The organism is Streptomyces aureocirculatus, from assembly GCF_000720475.1.
Taxonomy (GTDB): Bacteria; Actinomycetota; Actinomycetes; order Streptomycetales; family Streptomycetaceae; genus Streptomyces; species Streptomyces aureocirculatus.
Genome location: NZ_JOAP01000002.1, coordinates 93724 through 111084 on the forward strand (window position 1 = coordinate 93724; position 17361 = coordinate 111084).

The 17361-nt window shown below is 72.8% G+C and carries 16 protein-coding genes; 13 read left to right on the forward strand and 3 right to left on the reverse strand.

The genetic code is table 11. The annotated features are described in order from the left end of the window. Position 1 precedes the first annotated feature (1 nt). The 12 genes from IG78_RS0102385 to IG78_RS0102440 all read left to right on the forward strand — a co-directional run bounded on the left by IG78_RS0102385 (position 2) and on the right by IG78_RS0102440 (position 13021). Entirely contained in the window at positions 2 to 1312 is a 1311-nt protein-coding gene (locus IG78_RS0102385) for a membrane protein (protein ID WP_030559350.1), read from the forward strand. A 71-nt stretch (positions 1313 to 1383) separates the two neighbouring features. Continuing rightward, positions 1384 to 2661, forward strand: coding sequence for a glycosyltransferase (locus IG78_RS0102390; RefSeq protein WP_030559351.1), 1278 nt, complete (start codon positions 1384 to 1386; stop codon positions 2659 to 2661). Beyond that, on the forward strand, positions 2658 to 3893 hold the full coding sequence (locus IG78_RS0102395) for a class I SAM-dependent methyltransferase (RefSeq protein WP_030559352.1): 1236 nt from the start codon (positions 2658 to 2660) through the stop codon (positions 3891 to 3893). Before IG78_RS0102390 ends, IG78_RS0102395 begins: the two co-directional genes overlap by 4 nt. 13 nt (positions 3894 to 3906) lie before the next feature. Continuing rightward, positions 3907 to 4701 (forward strand): glycosyltransferase family protein, encoded by a 795-nt coding sequence (locus IG78_RS0102400; protein ID WP_030559354.1) that lies wholly within the window; start codon positions 3907 to 3909, stop codon positions 4699 to 4701. Continuing rightward, complete coding sequence (locus IG78_RS0102405) at positions 4698 to 5345, forward strand: PIG-L deacetylase family protein (RefSeq protein WP_030559355.1); 648 nt, start codon at positions 4698 to 4700, stop codon at positions 5343 to 5345. The genes IG78_RS0102400 and IG78_RS0102405 overlap by 4 nt, the downstream gene beginning before the upstream one ends. A gap of 3 nt (positions 5346 to 5348) precedes the next feature. Next, on the forward strand, positions 5349 to 6374 hold the full coding sequence (locus IG78_RS0102410) for an NAD-dependent epimerase/dehydratase family protein (protein WP_030559356.1): 1026 nt from the start codon (positions 5349 to 5351) through the stop codon (positions 6372 to 6374). 47 nt (positions 6375 to 6421) lie between these two features. Beyond that, the gene (locus IG78_RS0102415) at positions 6422 to 7675 is read left to right on the forward strand and encodes a DUF4910 domain-containing protein (RefSeq protein WP_030559358.1); all 1254 of its coding nucleotides are present in this window, start codon (positions 6422 to 6424) and stop codon (positions 7673 to 7675) included. Beyond that, entirely contained in the window at positions 7672 to 8991 is a 1320-nt protein-coding gene (locus IG78_RS0102420) for an MATE family efflux transporter (protein ID WP_030559360.1), read from the forward strand. The genes IG78_RS0102415 and IG78_RS0102420 overlap by 4 nt, the downstream gene beginning before the upstream one ends. Further along, positions 8988 to 9935: a glycosyltransferase family 2 protein gene (locus tag IG78_RS0102425; protein ID WP_030559361.1), complete on the forward strand. Its 948-nt coding sequence runs from the start codon at positions 8988 to 8990 to the stop codon at positions 9933 to 9935. The genes IG78_RS0102420 and IG78_RS0102425 overlap by 4 nt, the downstream gene beginning before the upstream one ends. Further along, complete coding sequence (locus IG78_RS0102430) at positions 9932 to 11131, forward strand: polysaccharide pyruvyl transferase family protein (protein ID WP_030559362.1); 1200 nt, start codon at positions 9932 to 9934, stop codon at positions 11129 to 11131. The genes IG78_RS0102425 and IG78_RS0102430 overlap by 4 nt, the downstream gene beginning before the upstream one ends. A gap of 5 nt (positions 11132 to 11136) precedes the next feature. Beyond that, on the forward strand, positions 11137 to 11688 hold the full coding sequence (gene rfbC / locus IG78_RS0102435) for a dTDP-4-dehydrorhamnose 3,5-epimerase (protein ID WP_030559364.1): 552 nt from the start codon (positions 11137 to 11139) through the stop codon (positions 11686 to 11688). A 7-nt stretch (positions 11689 to 11695) separates the two neighbouring features. Beyond that, complete coding sequence (locus IG78_RS0102440) at positions 11696 to 13021, forward strand: glutamate-1-semialdehyde 2,1-aminomutase (protein ID WP_030559365.1); 1326 nt, start codon at positions 11696 to 11698, stop codon at positions 13019 to 13021. 36 nt (positions 13022 to 13057) lie between these two features. Here the strand turns inward: IG78_RS0102440 and IG78_RS0102445 are convergent, their stop codons facing one another. The 3 genes from IG78_RS0102445 to IG78_RS41615 form a co-directional block, all read right to left on the reverse strand. Beyond that, positions 13058 to 13738, reverse strand: coding sequence for a phosphatase PAP2 family protein (locus tag IG78_RS0102445; protein ID WP_037685479.1), 681 nt, complete (start codon positions 13736 to 13738; stop codon positions 13058 to 13060). Positions 13739 to 13929: 191 nt separating this feature from the next. Continuing rightward, positions 13930 to 15039, reverse strand: coding sequence for a WD40/YVTN/BNR-like repeat-containing protein (locus IG78_RS0102450; RefSeq protein ID WP_030559368.1), 1110 nt, complete (start codon positions 15037 to 15039; stop codon positions 13930 to 13932). Then, positions 15036 to 16094: a hypothetical protein gene (locus tag IG78_RS41615; RefSeq protein WP_225882069.1), complete on the reverse strand. Its 1059-nt coding sequence runs from the start codon at positions 16092 to 16094 to the stop codon at positions 15036 to 15038. Before IG78_RS41615 ends, IG78_RS0102450 begins: the two co-directional genes overlap by 4 nt. Before the next feature lie 169 nt (positions 16095 to 16263). Here IG78_RS41615 and IG78_RS0102460 point away from each other — a divergent pair, with 169 nt between their 5' ends. Continuing rightward, positions 16264 to 17115: a LysR family transcriptional regulator gene (locus IG78_RS0102460; RefSeq protein WP_030559369.1), complete on the forward strand. Its 852-nt coding sequence runs from the start codon at positions 16264 to 16266 to the stop codon at positions 17113 to 17115. Positions 17116 to 17361: the final 246 nt, after the last annotated feature.

The following is a 17361-nucleotide window of genomic DNA, read 5'->3' on the forward strand; positions in this document are numbered from 1 at the left end:
GATGAGCGGGGACCCGCGGGGCGGTGGGCCGCCGGGCATACCGGAGGCGGCGGGTGCGCAGCCCAGTGCGGGCACACAGTCCGGTGCCGGACCGCGCGCTGCCGGTACGCCGAAGGCCGTCGGAGTCGCCTGGGCCCTGCTCGGTCTCAACACGCTGGGCTCCGCGGGGGCCAAGACCGTCGTCCCGCTGCCCCGCTCCCTCATCCAGATGGCCACCATGGGGGCGCTTCTCACCGCGTTCGCGCTGGCGCTCGCGCTCAATCTGCAATTGCGCATCCGGCCCAGCGCCTACGTGTTCCTGCTCACCCTGCTGCTCGTGCCGAGCGTGATCTCCAGCGCGAACCTGGAGGTCGGGTACGGCGCGCTGTTCCGCTGCGCCCGCCTCGCCCTCTTCGTCGGCACGCTGTGGCTGCTCAGCCGCTGGTGGGACGGCGGCCTGACGTTCGTCCGGTACCACATCCGGATGTACTTCGCGGTGCTCGTCCTGGTGGCCGCCGGTCTGGTCGTCGCACCGGGCACGGCCATGCCCGAGTACTACGGCGGGCGCCTGGTGGGCGCGTTGTGGCCGCTCACCCCACCGCAGATCGGACAGTACGCCGCGGTGATCATCGGGCTCACCGTGCTGCTCCTGCTCGGCCGCCGGACCACCGGGCGCAGCGCGGCGGTGGTCATCGTGCCCGCGCTCGTCCTGCTCGCGCTCACACACACCCGTACGGCCACGGTCGGCCTGCTCGTCGGGTTGACGCTGGCCATCGGCTCGCTCGTCCTGACCAGCGCCGCCGCCCGCCGGTTCTTCGCCTGGACGGTGCTGTGCGCCACGGTGGCCGCGGTGGTGTTCGCCTCCGCGGTCCAGGCGTGGTTCCTGCGCGGGCAGGACCAGGAGAGCCTCTCCAACCTCACCGGCCGGGCCAAGGTCTGGGACGCCCTGCTCGCCGCGCCCCGGTCGGCCGGGGAGAAGGTGTTCGGGGTGGGTCTGAGCGACAAGTCGTTCGGCGGGCTGCCGATCGACAACAGTTGGCTGGCCGTCTACCACGAGCAGGGTCTGACCGGCGTCACCGTCGTGGCGCTGATCATGGTCGCTCTCGGCGGTGTCGCGCTGCTGCGGCCGCCGTCGCTGCCGCGGGCCTGCGCGATCTTCCTGATCAGTTACTGCGCGATCTCGTCGTACACCGAGGCCGGTCTCGGCGACGCCTCGCCGTATCTGCTGCACCTGGCACTGGCCGCCGCTCTCCTCGCGGTACCTGCCGCGGCCACGCCCCTGACGGCGGCCGCGGCCCCTGGACGACGTATCCCGCGATGGGCCCGGAGGTGACCTCAAGCATGCACGGCACACACGACCCGCAGGACCCGCAGGACCCGCGCAGCCTCAGCGACCCGCACAACCTGCACGTTCTCGTGGTGCACAACCGCTACTCCTCCGCGCAGCCGAGCGGCGAGAACGTGGTCGTCGACGAGGAGGTGGCGCTGCTGCGCGCGGCAGGACACCGGGTCGATGTGTTCGAGCGGCGCAGCGACGACATCGCCGCCCGGTCCCTCCTCGGCAAGGCCGCGGTGCCGCTGCTCGTGCCGTGGAACCCCGCGGTCCGCACGGAGCTCGCCGCCCGGCTCCGCGCCGATCGGCCGGACGTGGTGCACATCCACAACGTCTTCCCGCTCCTGTCGCCCGCGGTCCTCGCCGCCTGCGCCGACGCGGGCGTGCCCGCGGTCGCCACGCTGCACAACTACACCCAGGTCTGCCCGCCGGGCACGCTGCACCGGGACGGCCGGGAGTGCACCGAGTGCGTCGGGTCGCGGGCGTCGCTGCCCGCCGTCCGGCACGGCTGCTACCGGAACTCACGCCTCGCGACGGTGCCGCTCGCGGTCAGCCTGTCGGTCAACCGGCGGCGGTGGTGGTCCGGTGTGGAGCGGTTCTTCTGTATCTCCGCGGCGCAGCGCGACGTCCTGGTGCGGTCCGGCATGCCGGCCGAGCGCCTCGCGGTGAAGCACAACTTCGTGCCCGACCCGGGCGCGCGCCGCGAGGGCGCGGGCGAGCATCTGCTCTTCCTCGGCCGGCTCGCGGAGGCCAAGGGCGTGCAACTGCTCATGGCGGCGTGGGACGAGCTCGCCGCGAGCGGCGGTGTCGGCGTGCCGCTCGTGTTCGCGGGGGCGGGGCCGCTCGAAGGTGAGGTGACCGCCTGGGCCGCGGGCCGTGCCGACGTGCGGTACGTCGGCCTGTACGACGCGGCCCGGTGCCGCCGGGCCGTCGCGCGTTCGGTCGCCGTGGTGGCTCCCTCGATGGCCAGGGAGACGTTCGGCCTGGTGGTCGCGGAGGGGATGGCGGCCGGGGTGCCGGCCGTCGCCGCCGCTCACGGCGCCTTCGTGGAACTCGTCGAGGACGGCGTGACCGGGCTTCTGCACCGGCCGGGCGACGCGGCCGCGCTCGCGTCCAGCCTGCGCGCGATCGCGGCCGACCCGGTCCGCAACCGGGAGCTCGGCGAGGCGGCCCGGCGCCGTTACGAGAAGGGTTTCAGCCCGGCCGTCGGCCTTGAGCGTCTGGTGGACGGGTACCGCACCGCGATCGCGGGTCGGTCCGGCGGCGGGGACGTCCCGCCGCCGGCAGGGGACACAAGCACTGGCTCGCGGTGGGGGCACCGTGCGAGCAGAAATGGGGGAAGCAGATGACACGATGCCGACTCTGCGGCTCGGCGGCGCTGGAGAGCGTCGTCGACCTGGGGGCGACCCCGCCGTGCGAGAGCTTTCTCGCCGCGGACCAACTGGACGAGCCGGAGCCGACGTACCCGCTGCACCTGCGGGTCTGCACCGACTGCTGGCTGGCGCAGATCCCGCCGCTGATCACGCCGGAGGAGACGTTCAGCGAGTACGCGTACTTCTCCTCCTTCTCGACCTCCTGGGTGGAGCACGCGCGTACGTTCGTCGACGACGCCGTACGGCGGGTGGGGCTCGGCCCCGACGCCTTCGTGGCCGAGGTCGCGAGCAACGACGGGTATCTGCTGAAGCACGTGGTGGACCGCGGGATCCGCTGCCTCGGCATCGAGCCGTCGGTGAACGTCGGCGCCGCGGCGCGGGACGCGGGTGTGCCCACACTCACCGAGTTCCTGGACCCGGACACCGGCTCGGCCGTCCGCGCCGAGCACGGCCCGGCGGACCTGGTCGTGGCCAACAACGTGTACGCGCACATCCCCGACGTGGCCGGGTTCACGAAGGGGCTGCGCGCCCTGGTCGCCGACGACGGCTGGGTCTCCATCGAGGTGCAGCATCTGCTGACCCTGATCCAGGAGAACCAGTACGACACGATCTACCACGAGCACTTCCAGTACTACACGGTCGCGTCCGCGATCCGGGCCCTCGCGAGCGGCGGACTCACCCTCGTGGACGTCGAGTTGCTGCCCACGCACGGCGGCTCCATCCGGCTGTGGGCCCGTCCTGCCGAGGTGGCGGGCGAGCCGTCCCGGCAGGTGACCGACGTGCTGGCCCGTGAGAAGGCCGCCGGGTTGCAGGAGCTATCGGGGTACACCGAGTTCTCCGCCCGGGTGGCCAAGGTGCGCAGGGACCTCCTGAAGTTCCTCGTGGAGGCGGCCGAACGCGGCGAGACCGTCGTCGGCTACGGCGCCCCCGGCAAGGGCAACACCCTGCTCAACCACTGCGGCATCCGGCCCGACCTGCTCCCGTACACGGTCGACCGCAACCCCTACAAGCACGGCAGATTCACCCCGGGCACCCGCGTCCCGATCCTGTCGCCCGAGCGGATGGCCGCCGACAGGCCGGACTACGTGCTCGTCCTTCCGTGGAACCTCAGGGCCGAGCTGACCGAGCAACTGTCCTTCGTGCACGAGTGGGGTGGCCGCCTGGTCTTTCCCATCCCGGAACTGAGCATCGTCGAGGTCACGCCGTGAAGGAGATCGCAGCATGAAGGTCGTACTGTTCTGCGGCGGTTACGGGCTGCGTATGCGCAGCGGCGCGTCCGACGACATACCCAAGCCGATGGCGATGGTCGGCCCGCGGCCGCTGATCTGGCACGTCATGCGCTACTACGCGCACTACGGGCACACGGAGTTCATCCTGTGCCTCGGATACGGGGCTCACCACATCAAGGACTTCTTCCTCACCTACGAGGAGACCACGTCCAACGACTTCGTGCTGCGCGGCGGGCGGACGGAGCTGCTCTCCACCGACATCGCCGACTGGACGATCACGTTCGCCCAGACCGGCATCGAGTCACCGATCGGGGAACGCCTGCGCCGGGTGCGCCACCACCTGGACGGCGACGAGATGTTCCTCGCCAACTACGCCGACGTGCTCACCGACGCCCCGCTGCCGGAGATGATCCAGCGGTTCTCCCGGCGCGACGCCGGTGCGTCGATGACGGTGGTGCCGCCGCAGTCCTCGTTCCACTGCGTGGACCTGGGCGAGGACGGCCTGGTGGGAGGCATCACCGCGGTGAGCGAACTGCCGCTGTGGGAGAACGGCGGCTACTTCGTGCTCCGCCAGGAAGTCTTCGACCACATCCCGGAGAACGGGGACCTGGTCGCCGACGGCTGCGCCCAACTGGCCAAGCGCGGCCGCCTGGTGGCGTACCGGCACCGCGGCTTCTGGAAGCCGACCGACACCGTCAAGGAGCGGGCCGCGCTCGACTCCGCCTACGCGATGGGCGAGCGCCCGTGGGCCGTGTGGGAGCGGGACACCGCGGGAGCGCGCGCGTGATCCGGCTCGGGTCCGGCCGCCTGGACCGGATCGTCGCGGTGGGCGCGCACTGCGACGACATCGCCATCGGCGCGGGCGGCACATTGCTCGCGCTGTGCCGCGCGCGGCCCGGTATCCGCGTCGACGCCCTTGTGCTCTCCGGTGGCGGCAGCGAGCGCGAGCAGGAGGAGCAGGCCGCGCTGACCGCCTTCTGCCCGGGCGCCGATCTGCGCCTGACCGTGCTCAAGCTGCCGGACGGCCGGATGCCCGCGCACTGGGACGAGGCCAAGGCCGCGGTGGAGGAACTGCGGGAGCGGACCGATCCCGGCCTGGTCCTCGCCCCGCGTACCGAGGACGCGCACCAGGACCACCGCGGCCTGGCGAAGCTGATGTCCACCGCGTTCCGTGACCACCTCGTGCTCGGCTACGAGATCGTCAAGTGGGACGGCGACCTGGGCCGCATGACGGCGTACCAGCCGCTGTCGCCGGAGATCGCCGAGCAGAAGGTGCGGCTGCTTCAGGAGCACTACCCGTCGCAACGGCACCGGCCCTGGTACGACCGGGAGGCCTTCCTCGGCCTCGCGCGGATCCGCGGCATCGAGTGCCACGAGCGTTACGCCGAGGCGTTCGCGACCACCAAATTCATGATCGACCTGGGGGGTTGAACCTTGCGCGTACTACTGACCGGACACCAGGGCTACTTGGGCACCGTGATGGCCCCGGTCCTCACGGCCGCCGGGCACGAAGTCGTCGGCCTCGACTCCGGCCTGTTCGCCCACTGCGTCCTCGGCCCTGCGCCCGCCGACCCGTCCGGACACCGCGTCGACCTGCGTGACGTCACCGCCGAGCACGTGGCAGGGGTGGACGCCGTGGTCCACCTGGCCGCGCTGTCCAACGACCCGCTGGGCGCGCTTGCGCCGGACCTCACCTACGACATCAACCACCACGCCTCCGTACGCCTCGCCCGCCTCGCCCGTGAGGCCGGGGTGCGGCGCTTCCTGTACGCGTCGACCTGCTCCGTGTACGGCGCCGCGGGCGGTGGTGACCTGGTGGCCGAGGATGCCCCGCTGCGCCCGGTGACGCCGTACGCGGAGTCCAAGGTGCGGGTGGAGGACGACCTGCGCGCCCTGTCCGACGGCGACTTCACCCCCGTGTACATGCGCAACGCCACCGCCTTCGGCTTCTCGCCCCGGCTGCGCGCCGACATCGTCCTGAACAACCTGGTGGGCCACGCGCTGCTCTCCGGCGAGGTCCTCGTGCTCTCCGACGGCACGCCCTGGCGGCCGCTGGTGCACGCCGCCGATATCGCGCGGGCCTTCGCGGCCGCGCTGACCGCGCCGCGCGACGCGGTGCACGACCGGGCGTTCAACATCGGCAGCGAGGTCAACAACGTCACGGTCGCCGAGATCGCCGCACAGGTCGCGGAGGCGGTGTCCGGCGCCGAGGTGGTGATCACCGGGGAGACCGGCGCCGACCCGCGGTCGTACCGGGTGGACTTCTCCCGGTTCCGCGCGGCGATCCCCGGCTTCGACTGCGAGTGGACGGTCAAGCAGGGAGCGCTCGAACTCGCCGACGCCTACCGGAAGCACGGGCTGACGCGGGAGGACTTCGAGCAGCGCTTCACCCGCCTCGCCGTGCTGCGCGCGGCGTCCGACGCCGGTGCCGTCGACGACACCCTGCGGTGGCGCCGGTGACCGCGGTGGGCGGGGACGCGGTCGGCGGGGACGCGGTCGGCGAGGAGATGCACGCCCTGGTGGAGCGGCTGTACCCGCTGTGCCGGAGCATCACGGGCGACGGGGTGCGCGCCACCCTGGACATCGTCGGTGAGTACGTTCCGCTGCGGGTGCACGAGGTGCCGACCGGGACGCAGGTGCTCGACTGGACGGTGCCGCAGGAGTGGAACATCCGGGACGCCTACATCGCCGACAGCGCGGGCAACCGGGTCGTCGACTTCGCCGCGTCCAGCCTGCACGTGCTCGGCTACAGCGTGCCGGTGTCGCGGACCATGCCGCTCGCCGAGCTGCGGGACCATCTGCACACCCTGCCGGAGCACCCGGGCTGGGTGCCGTACCGCACCAGCTACTACCGGCCGGAGTGGGGGTTCTGCCTGGCCCAGGAGACCTTGGACGCGCTGCCCGACGGCGCGTACGAGGTGTGCGTCGACTCCACCCTCGCGGACGGCCACCTCACCTACGCCGAGCACGTGGTCCCGGGGCGGGTCCCCGACGAGGTGATCGTCTCCTGTCATGTCTGCCACCCGTCGCTGGCCAACGACAACCTGGCCGGTATCGCGGTGGCGACGTTCCTGGCCCGGGCCCTCGCGCGGGAAACGCCTTACTACACCTACCGGTTCATCTACGCGCCCGGCACCATCGGGGCGATCACCTGGCTGGCCCGCAACGCGGAGCGGATCGACCAGGTCAAGCACGGCCTGGTGCTCGCCTGCGCCGGTGACCCGGGGCAACTGACGTACAAGCGCAGCAGACGCGGCGACGCGGAGATCGACCGGGTGCTGCACCACGTCCTCACCGCCTCCGGGCGCCCGCACCGCATCACCGAGTTCACCCCGTACGGCTACGACGAGCGGCAGTACTGCTCCCCCGGGTTCGACCTCGGCGTGGGTTCCCTCAGCCGCACCCCCTACGCCGGCTACCCCGAGTACCACACATCGGCGGACAACCCGGACTTCGTCTCCCCGGAGGCGATGGCGGACACGCTCGCCGTCTGCCGCGAGGCATGCGCCGTGCTCGACCGCAACCGGCGGTACGTCAACCTCAGCCCCTACGGCGAACCACAGCTCGGCCGACGCGGGTTGTACGACTCGCTCGGCGGCCGCAGCGACGCGAAGCAGGCGCAGTTGGCCATGCTCTGGGTGCTCAGCCTCTCCGACGGCGAGCACGCCCTGCTCGACGTCGCCGAGCGGTCCGGGCTGCCGTTCGCCACCGTCGCCGCCGCGGCTGACGCCCTGCGCACCGCCGGGCTGATCAAGGAATGACCACGGTGCCCACCGAGGGAGGGAAGCCGACGACACCGGCGGACGGGTCCGGAGAGTCCCCGCGGACCGGCAAGCGGGCCATGGTCGGCCGGCTTTCCTGGGGTCTCGCCGACCAGGCGGCCTCCAGCATGACCAACTTCGCGGTGGGCATCTACGTGGCGCGCTCGCTCGGGCTTACCGCGTTCGGCGTGTTCAGCCTGGCCTGGCTGACCTACGGTGTGGTGCTCAACGTCGCCCGCGGCCTTGCCACCGATCCGCTCGTGGTGCGCTTCAGCGGCGTCACGGACGCGTCCTGGCGCACGGCGGCGGCCCGCTCGTCGGGTGCCGCGCTCGGCGTCGGCACCGCCGTCGGCGCGGTGTGCCTGCTGGTCGGCCTCGGCGTCGGCGGCCGCGTGGGGCCCGCGTTCGCCTGCCTCGGCGTCGTCCTGCCCGCGCTGCTCCTCCAGGACGCCTGGCGGTTCGCGTTCTTCGCCGCGGGGCAGGGGCGCAAGGCCTTCGTCAACGACCTCGCGTGGGGCGTCGCGCTCGTCCCCGCCATGGTGGTGGCGGCCCACGTGGGCAGCGTGGGCGCTTTCGTGCTCGCCTGGGGCGCGTCCGCCGCGGTGGCCGCGGTGTACGGCTGCTTCCAGTCCGGCATCCGGCCCCGGGTGACGCGGGCGCGCGGATGGCTGCGCGAGCAGCGTGACCTCGGCTACCGGTACCTGGTCGAGAACGTCAGCCTCAGCGGCGCGAGCCAGGTGCGGGCGTACGGGCTCGGCGCGATCGTCGGCGTCGGCGCGGTGGGCGCGGTACGGGGCGCGGAGCTCCTGCTCGGCCCGTTCCTCGCTCTGCTGATGGGGCTTTCGCTCGTCACCGTCGCGGAGGCGGCACGCGTGCTGCGGCGGGCACCGGAGCGCCTCGGCACGTTCTGTCTGTTCCTCGGCGGCGGGCAGGCCGCCGCCGCGCTGTTGTGGGGCGCGGCGCTGTTCCTTGTGCCGGACGGGGCCGGTGAGCTGGTGCTCGGCGGCGTCTGGACTTCCGCGTCGGAGCTCATCGTGCCGGCCACGCTCGGCGTCGCGGGCGCGGGGCTCGGCAGCGGCGCCGCGGCGGGCCTGCGCGCGCTCGCTGCGGCCCGGCGCAGCCTGCGCTGCCAACTGTTCGCCTCCGCCTGCTATGTCGGCGGCGGGCTCGGCGGTGCGGCCGTGGGCGGCACGGTCGGCTCGGCCTGGGGCGTCGCCGCCGCGACCGTCTGCGGTTCGGCCGTGTGGTGGCTGCAACTGCGGTCCGCCCTGCGCGAGCGCCACCGCCATCCCATCCCCGAAGTGAGGACCTCATGAACGCCCATCCCCGGCTGAGCATCGGCCTGCCCGTGTACAACGGCGAGGAGTACCTCGCCGAGGCGTTCGACGCGCTGCTCGGCCAGACCTACGAGGACTTCGAGCTGGTCGTCTCCGACAACGCCTCGACCGACGGGACCCAGGACATCTGCCGCGGGTACGCCGCGAAGGACTCCCGCATCCGCTACCTCCGGCTGCCCCGGAACGTCGGCGCCGCTCCGAACCACAACTACGTGTTCACCCAGTGCCGCGGCGAGCTGTTCAAGTGGGCTTCGCACGACGACCTGTACGCCCGGGACCTGCTGCGCCGCTGCGTGGACGCCCTCGACGAGCGTCCCGACGTGATCCTCGCGCACGCCGACCAGGCGGTCATCGACGGCGACGGCAAGGTGAGGGTCCCCTACGAGTACACGCTCGCCACCGCCTCGCCGCGCGCGCCCGAGCGCTTCCGCAGCATGCTGTTCGAGCCCGGCGGCGACGACTTCTACGGGGTGATGCGCGCCGACGTGCTGCGCCGGGTGAAGCCGCACGACAGCTACCACCACGCGGACCGCACGTTCGTCGCGGAGATCGGCCTGCACGGGCCCTTCCACCAGGTTCCGGAGCTGCTCTACTTCCGCCGCGACCACCCCACCCGCGCCGAGCGGGCGAACCCCTCCAAGCGCTCCCGGTGCGTCAACCTGGACCCGCGCAGGGCGGGCCCGCTGCACCCGACGCCCCGGCTGCTCGCCGAGTACGTGTGGGGCTTCGTCGCGGCGATCCGGCGGGCGCCGTTGTCCGCGGCCGACCGGCGCGCCTGCTACCGCCACCTGGCCGCGTGGATGGCCAGCCGGGCCCGGCCGGGCGCGGGCGAGCGGGTCGAGGACCGGGCCCCCGTGGACCCGGACAAGCTCGCCGTCTCCGTCGACGCCCTGGTCGCGGGGCGTGCGGGGCGGCGGGCATGACGTCCCCCGCACGGGTGGGGGTCTTCGGCCTGCTCGGCTCCGGCAACCTCGGCAACGACGGGTCGCTGGAGGCCGTACTCGGCTACCTCCGCGCCGCGCACCCGGAGGCCGTCGTGGACGCGCTGTGCGGTGGGCCGGAGGTCGTCGCGGCCCGGTACGGCATCCCCGCGACGCAACTGCACTGGTACCGCGGGGAGTACCGGACCGCCTCGCGTGCGGGCTCGATCGCGGGGAAGGGTCTCGGCAAACTCGTCGACGTCTTCCGCACCGCCGCCTGGGTGCGCAGGCACGACGTGGTGATCGTGCCGGGCATGGGCGTCCTGGAGGCCACGCTGCCGCTGCGGCCCTGGGGCTTCCCGTACTCACTGTTCCTGCTCTGCGCGAGCGGCCGCCTGACGCGCACCCCGGTGGCGCTGGTCGGCGTGGGGGCCGCCGCGATCCGTGACCGGCCGACCCGGGCCCTGGTGCGCTGGTCGGCGCGGCTCGCCGCGTACCGCTCGTACCGTGACACCCTGTCCCGCGACGCGATGCGGGAGATGGGCGTGGACACCGGACGCGACGAGGTCTACCCGGACCTCGCGTTCGCCCTGCCCGCGCCCTCGCCCGCCACGCCGTCGGGCACGGTCTGTGTCGGCGTCATGGACTTCCACGGCGGCAACGACGACCGCGCCCGCGCCGAGGAGATCCACCGGCGCTACCTCGAAGGGACGACCCGCTTCGTCCGCGCCCTTGTGGAGGACGGCCGACCGGTCCGGCTGCTCACCGGCGACGCCTGCGACACGCCGGTGGTCGACGCGATCCTCGACGCGGTGAACTCACCGCTGGTCACCGCCGCCGAAGCGGGCTCCCTCGCCGACCTGATGAAGGAGACGGCGGCCGCCGACACCGTGGTGGCGACCCGCTACCACAACCTCGTCTGCGCCCTGAGGGCCGGCACGCCGACGCTCGCCATCGGCTACGCGGCGAAGAGCGACGCGCTCATGGACCGGATGGGGCTCGGCGCGTACTGCCACCCGGCCCGCGAGATCGACGCCGACCGCCTCCTCGAACAGTTCCGGTCCCTGGAGAAACACGCGGCGGAGGCACGCCGGACCCTCACCGAACACAACGAGGCCGCGGCCCGGCAACTGGCGCGCCAATTCGCCGACTTGACCACGGCACTGTTCCCGTCGTCCGCCCCGCAGGAGACCCGATGAACCCGATGAGAGCGACCGAAGTCCCTACGATCGACGGCGCGTACCTGTTCGAGCCGACGCCGTACGCCGACGAGCGCGGCTTCTTCTGCCGCACCTTCGACGCCGACGTCGTCCGCTCGGTGGGCCTCGACCCGGGCGCCTTCATCCAGGACAGCGTGTCCCGGTCGGCCCGGGGTGTGCTGCGCGGTCTGCACCTGCGCTCCGGCGCCGGTGAGGCCAAGCTGGTGCGGTGCTCGTACGGGAAGATCTTCGACGTCGTCGTGGACCTGCGGCCGGACTCACCGACGTACCTGGACCGTGCCTTCTTCGACCTCTCCGACGACACACAGGCGACCCTGTACATCCCCGCGGGGTGCGCACACGGCTTCCAGGCGCTGACGGAGACCGCCGACACCTCCTACCGCATCGACCGCCCGCACGATCCGGCCGAGGACGTGACGATCGCCTTCGACGACCCGGAACTCGCCATTCCGTGGCCGCTGCCGGTCACCTCGATGTCACCACGGGACCGGGAGGCGCCGAACCTCGCCGAAGCCCTGAAGCAGGAAGGGAGCTGAAGTCCGCGTGGACACCGACGAGTTCCTCCTGCCCCGGTCGCACCTGGCGAACGAGCGGCTGCACGCCATGGTCCCCGGCGGCGCCCACACCTACGCCAAGGGCGACGACCAGTACCCCGAGAACCTGGCCCCGGTCATCAGCCACGGCCTCGGCTCCCATGTGTGGGACGTCGACGGCAACCGCTACATCGAGTACGGGTCGGGGCTGCGCTCGGTCAGCCTCGGCCACGTCCACCCCCGTGTGATCGAGGCGGTGCGGCGGGAAATCGACCGCGGCAGCAACTTCGTCCGGCCCTCCATCGTGGAGGTCGAGGCCGCGGAGCGCTTCCTGGCCACCGTGCCGACCGCCGAGATGGTGAAGTTCGCGAAGAACGGCTCCGACGCCACCACCGCCGCGGTGCGCCTCGCCCGTGCCGTCACCGGGCGCCCGCGAGTGGCCCTCTGCGGCGACCATCCGTTCTTCTCCGTCGACGACTGGTTCATCGGCACCACACCGATGTCCGTCGGCGTGCCGGACGCGACCACCGAGCTCACCGTGGCGTTCCCGTACGGGGACCTGGCCGCCACGGAGGAACTGCTCACCCGGTACCGGGACGAGGTCGCCTGCCTGATCCTCGAACCCGCCACCCACACCGAGCCCCCGCCCGGCTATCTCGCGGGGCTGCGCGACCTTGCCGACCGGCACAACTGCGTCCTGGTCTTCGACGAGATGATCACCGGCCTGCGCTGGTCCGAGGCGGGGGCCCAGGGCCTGTACGGCGTCGTCCCCGACCTCTCCACGTTCGGCAAGGCGCTGGGCAACGGGTTCGCCGTCTCCGCCCTCGCCGGGCGCCGCGACCTCATGGAGCGGGGCGGGCTTCGTCACTCCGGTGAGCGGGTGTTCCTGCTGTCCACCACACACGGTGCGGAAACACACTCCCTGGCAGCCGCCATGGCCGTGCTCACCACGTACGTGGAGGAGGGCATCACCGCACAACTGCACGCCCTCGGTGAGCGGTTGGCCGCCGGTGTCCGCGACGCCGCCGCCACCATGGGCGTCGGTGACCACGTCGTCGTCCGGGGCCGGGCCAGCAACCTGGTCTTCGCCACTCTCGACGAGAACCGGCAGCCGTCGCAGGAGTACCGCACCCTGTTCCTGCGGCAGCTCCTCTCGGGCGGGGTGCTCGCCCCGTCGTTCGTGGTGAGCAGCGCACTCGACGACGCCGACATCGATCACACCGTCGACGTGGTGGCCCGGGCGTGTGCGGTGTACCGGAAGGCACTGGACGCCGGTGACCCCACCCCCTGGCTGGCCGGGCGGCCGGTGAAGCCCGTGTTCCGCCGCTCGGCGTGACGGGAGTGACGTGACCCGAAGTGACCTGACGTTACGTCAGCGGGGCTTGAGCGGGCGGGTGTCGGCCACCCGGTCGACGAGCCACGCGGTCGCCGGTACCACCGCGAGGGCGGTGCACCAGCCGCCGAGGACGTCGGTCGGGTAGTGGGCGCTCAGGGCGACCTGGGCCCAGCCCATGGCGGCGCCTGCCACCAGCGCCACGGCGAGCACGAGCACCGTGCCCGCCGCCCTGCCGAGGCCGAGGAGGCCGGTCGCGAGCAGCGCGAGGACGAGGGCGAGCGCGGTGGCGAAACCGGTGTGCCCGCTCGGGTAGGACAGGTTGTCGGCGCCATGGATGGTGCGTCCCACCACGTGCTTGAGCAGCGTCGTCGTCGCCACCGTCGTACCTGCGCCGACCACGACGAGCACGGCCGCGCGGGGCCGCCGCAGCAGCAGGCAGCCCGTCACGGCGGCCACGACCAGGAGTGCCGCTCCGGCGGGTTCCCCCCAGAAGTCCGTGGCCAGCGCGACACTCCGCCACGGCGGCCGCACGCTGTCTGCCGTCGGCCGGACGAACCACCTGTCCACCGTGCCGGACTCGCTGTGGCCGGCGTACGAGGCTCCGAGCACGACGACCACGAGCGCGGCGAGGGCCGCGATCGGCGCGAGGGTCGCGCACAGCGACGAGGGCAGCACCGCGGGCGGCGGCCGTTCGGTCGTACGCCGGTTGTTGACCACTCGCCCACCCTAACCACCCTCCGGTCGCGGCAGACCGCCGTCGCACCGGGGCGGCGGTCCTGCCGGACGAGGCGGGCGGCTTCGACTTCGACCAGGAGCAGCCGGACCGGCGGCACCGGCAGGGCCGCGGGGCTCGCCGCGTGAGGTCACCGGTGCCCCGAGCGGCTCGCCCCGGCGAGGTCCTCGTCCTCTCAGCCGTATCGCAGGATGCGCGGGGCGAAGGCGCCCTCGGGGCCGCCCGCGCGGCCGACCGACCACACCGTCGAGGTACCCGGCACCGGCGTGAGGTCCAGCACCCAGGAGTCGCCCTCCCCCGCCACCGCCGGTTCGCTGTGCTCGGTGAACGATCGGCCGTTCCAGGCGAGGAAGTCGGGGCCGGGGACGAAGGGCGGATAGCTGCCCGGTGGGCCCCACTTCTGCGAGCGGGCCACCGAGACCCAGCCGAGCGCCCCGGACGAGGTGGGCGCCAGTGAGTTGATGAAACCGAAGTCGGTGGGCAGGGTCACCCGGCTCCACTCCTTTCCGTCGAAACGGACCAGGAGGGGTGGGATCGGCCGGCCCGGCGGGCCGCCGACGAACCCGGCCGTGCCGCCCGCCCACACCTCCGTGGGCGACACCGCGAGCACGCTGCTCACGCCCGACCGCGGGAATCCGTCCACGACGGTCTGCTGCCAGGTCTGCCCGTCCCAGTGCGACACGGCCGCACCGGAGTGGGTGGCGCCCGCGGCCCAGACGTCGTCGGGCGCGAGGATGTGCAGGCCGAACACGGATCCCGGCGGCACCGGCACGTCCCGCCAGTCGCGCCCGTCCCTGCGCAGCAACACCTGCGCGCCGTCCCGGGAACCGATCAGCCAGGTCTCACCGCCGCCGGTGACGACCTTGGTCAGCGCGACACCGCGCGGCGGAGGGCTCTCGCGCCAGGCGTTGCCGTCGTGGCGGAGCAGGCGGGCGCCGCCCGCCGAGTCGCGGCCGACCGCCCAGACAGCGGTCGGCGAGGTCGCGGCGACGGACAGCAGCTCGCCCTGCCAGTTGACCCCGGGCAGCTTCTGCCGCTGCCAGGCCTTTCCGTCCCAGCGCAGCACCAGCGGGAAGCCCGGCGCCTCGCGGCCGACGGCGTCGGCGCCCACGGCCCACGCCCGGTCGGGGCCGAACGCCACGGCCTCGTTCAGAGTGGCCTGCGGGCGTACCTGGGCCGGGACAGGGACGTGCTGCCAGGAGGTGGTTCCCGCGACGGCCGAGGTCATGAGGGCCACGACGGTCAGGGCGGCGGCGAGGGCGGCGGCGAGGAGTCGGCGTGTCATGGTCGGCCTCCGAGGCGCTCGCTCATCACGTTCGGTTTCGAGCCGTAGATCTCGGCGGTTCCGAAGGACAGCAGGGAGGACCCGGCCCTCGTCAGTGCACGCGGTTTGACGTCGATCGCGTTCGTGCGCCTCGGGCCGTAGGAGAAGGTGGTGCGATTGCCGTCCACCCGTGCGTACTTCGACTGGAACGCGCGGTCGCTGCGCACCGGCAGCCACAGCGCGCCGCCCGGGCCGCGCACCATCGCCTCGGTGTAGGTGTCATTCAGCGGCGGGTAGGTGGTGCGCCAGGTGTGCCCGTCCCAGGTCATCAGGTAGGTGCGGGGCACGCCGTCGGTGTACTGGCTGCCGCCGATCGTGGCCCGTCCCGACGGTTCGAGCAGGATCGTGTGTACGTTGCTGTTCGGTGGCAGCGGCACCTTCGCGTCCCGCCACGCCGTGCCGTCCCAGCGCAGGACGGCGGTGCCGGTGCTGGTGTCCGCCCAGGCCCAGGCGTCCTCGGCGGTACGCGCGGTGATCCCCAATAGGAAGAGCACCCCGTCCGGGGTGGGCTGCGCGGTCCAGTTGGAGCCGTCGTAGCGCAGCACCTTCAGGCCGGTGTCGTCCTCACCGATCACCCACGCGGCACCCGGCACCGCGGTGAAGTCCTGGTGGATCCAGAGGGGTTGCGGCAGCGGGACGGCGCTCCACCCTCCCCCGGCCGACCGGCGCAGGATCTCGCCCTGACCCGCGCGGTTGTGGAAAATCCACACCTCCTTGCCGACGAACTGCACCTTGCCGAGCCAGCCCGACTCGGCGGCGCCGGGAAGGTGGTGTCCCGGCTCCAGGCCCGGCCGTCCCAGCGGTACAGCATCGGCCGCACCCAGTCGGCGGTGTGCTCGTACCCGGTCGCCCACGCCTCGCCAGGACCGCGGGCGGCGAGATCGGACACGGTCACCGGCGGGGCCGCCGCCGGAACCGGCAGCGCCGACCAGCCCGGCGCCACGGCTGCGGACGGTGCCACAGCCGCGGTCGCGGGCGGCGACGCCGACGCGGGCGGTGAGCCGATCGCGGCACACGTGATCACAAGGCAGACGACAACCGCACGGAGACCGTTCACTGGACCCCCCAGAGCGCGAAGGTCGCACAGGCTATGACGTCCACCCACCCGTGAACAGGTGGCATTCGGCCGAACGTTCGGGGGCCTGGGGTGCGTTTCCAGCACACGTGTACGAGTACCGTCGCGGCATGGAGCTACGCACGCTGCGCTATTTCGTGGCGGTCGCCGAGGAACTTCACTTCGGCCGGGCCGCGGCCCAACTGCACATGAGCCAGCCGCCGCTGAGCCGGGCCGTCAAGCGGCTGGAGACGGAGCTCGGCGCCGTGCTGTTCGACCGGACATCGGCCGGTGTCGCGCTCACCGAGGTGGGCACGGTGCTGCTCGGCGAGGCACGCGCCCTGCTCGACCGGGCCGACCGCGTACGGGTACGCGTGGCCGCGGCGGCCGGTGCCTCTTCCGTCACCGTCGGCTTCCTCGGGGACAGCACCGACGCGGGCGCGGTCCGCCTCGCCGACGCCTACCGCCGGCGGCACCCGCACGTCGAGGTCCGTATCCGTGAGACCGACCTGACCGACCCCACCTGCGGGCTGCACGCCGGTTCGGTCGACATCGCGCTGACGCGCGGGCCGTTCGACACGACCGGCCTGACCGTCCACCCGCTGCGCGCCGACCCGGTGGGGGCACTGCTGCGCGCCGACGATCCGCTGGCAGGACGCGAGAGCCTGCGGACGGCCGACCTGGCCGACCGGCGCTGGTTCCGCTTCCCGGAGGGCACCGACTCCGCCTGGCAGTCGTACTGGCACGGCGGGGAACCCCGCGAAGGGCCCGTGGTGCGCGCCGTCGTGGAATGCCGGCAGGCGGTGCTCTGGAACGGCACGGTCGGTATGACTCCCCTGAACCACGAACCCGCCCGGGGGCTCACCGCGGTGCCGCTGACCGACATGCCGCAGAGCCGCGTGGTGGTGGCGTGGCACGTGGGTGACACCAATCCCCTGATCCGCTCGTTCGCCGAGATCGCGATCGCCGCGTACGGGAACTGAGCGCGCCCCACCGCCGGTTGCCGGGGGCGTTCACCACGGTTCGGCACCGACACCGGCACCGGTGCCGCGGCCCCGGCACCGGCACCGCACGGAGAATGACCGCCCGGCGCCGGGGGGGCGAACGCCGGGCGGTCCACCAATCGCGGGGAGGGGCGGCGATTGGCCGCCCTCACCGTAGACCCGTTTGACCTCATGTGCCCCCGTCAGGAACCATCCTATTTTGGTTCACGAACTGACATTTGCTCG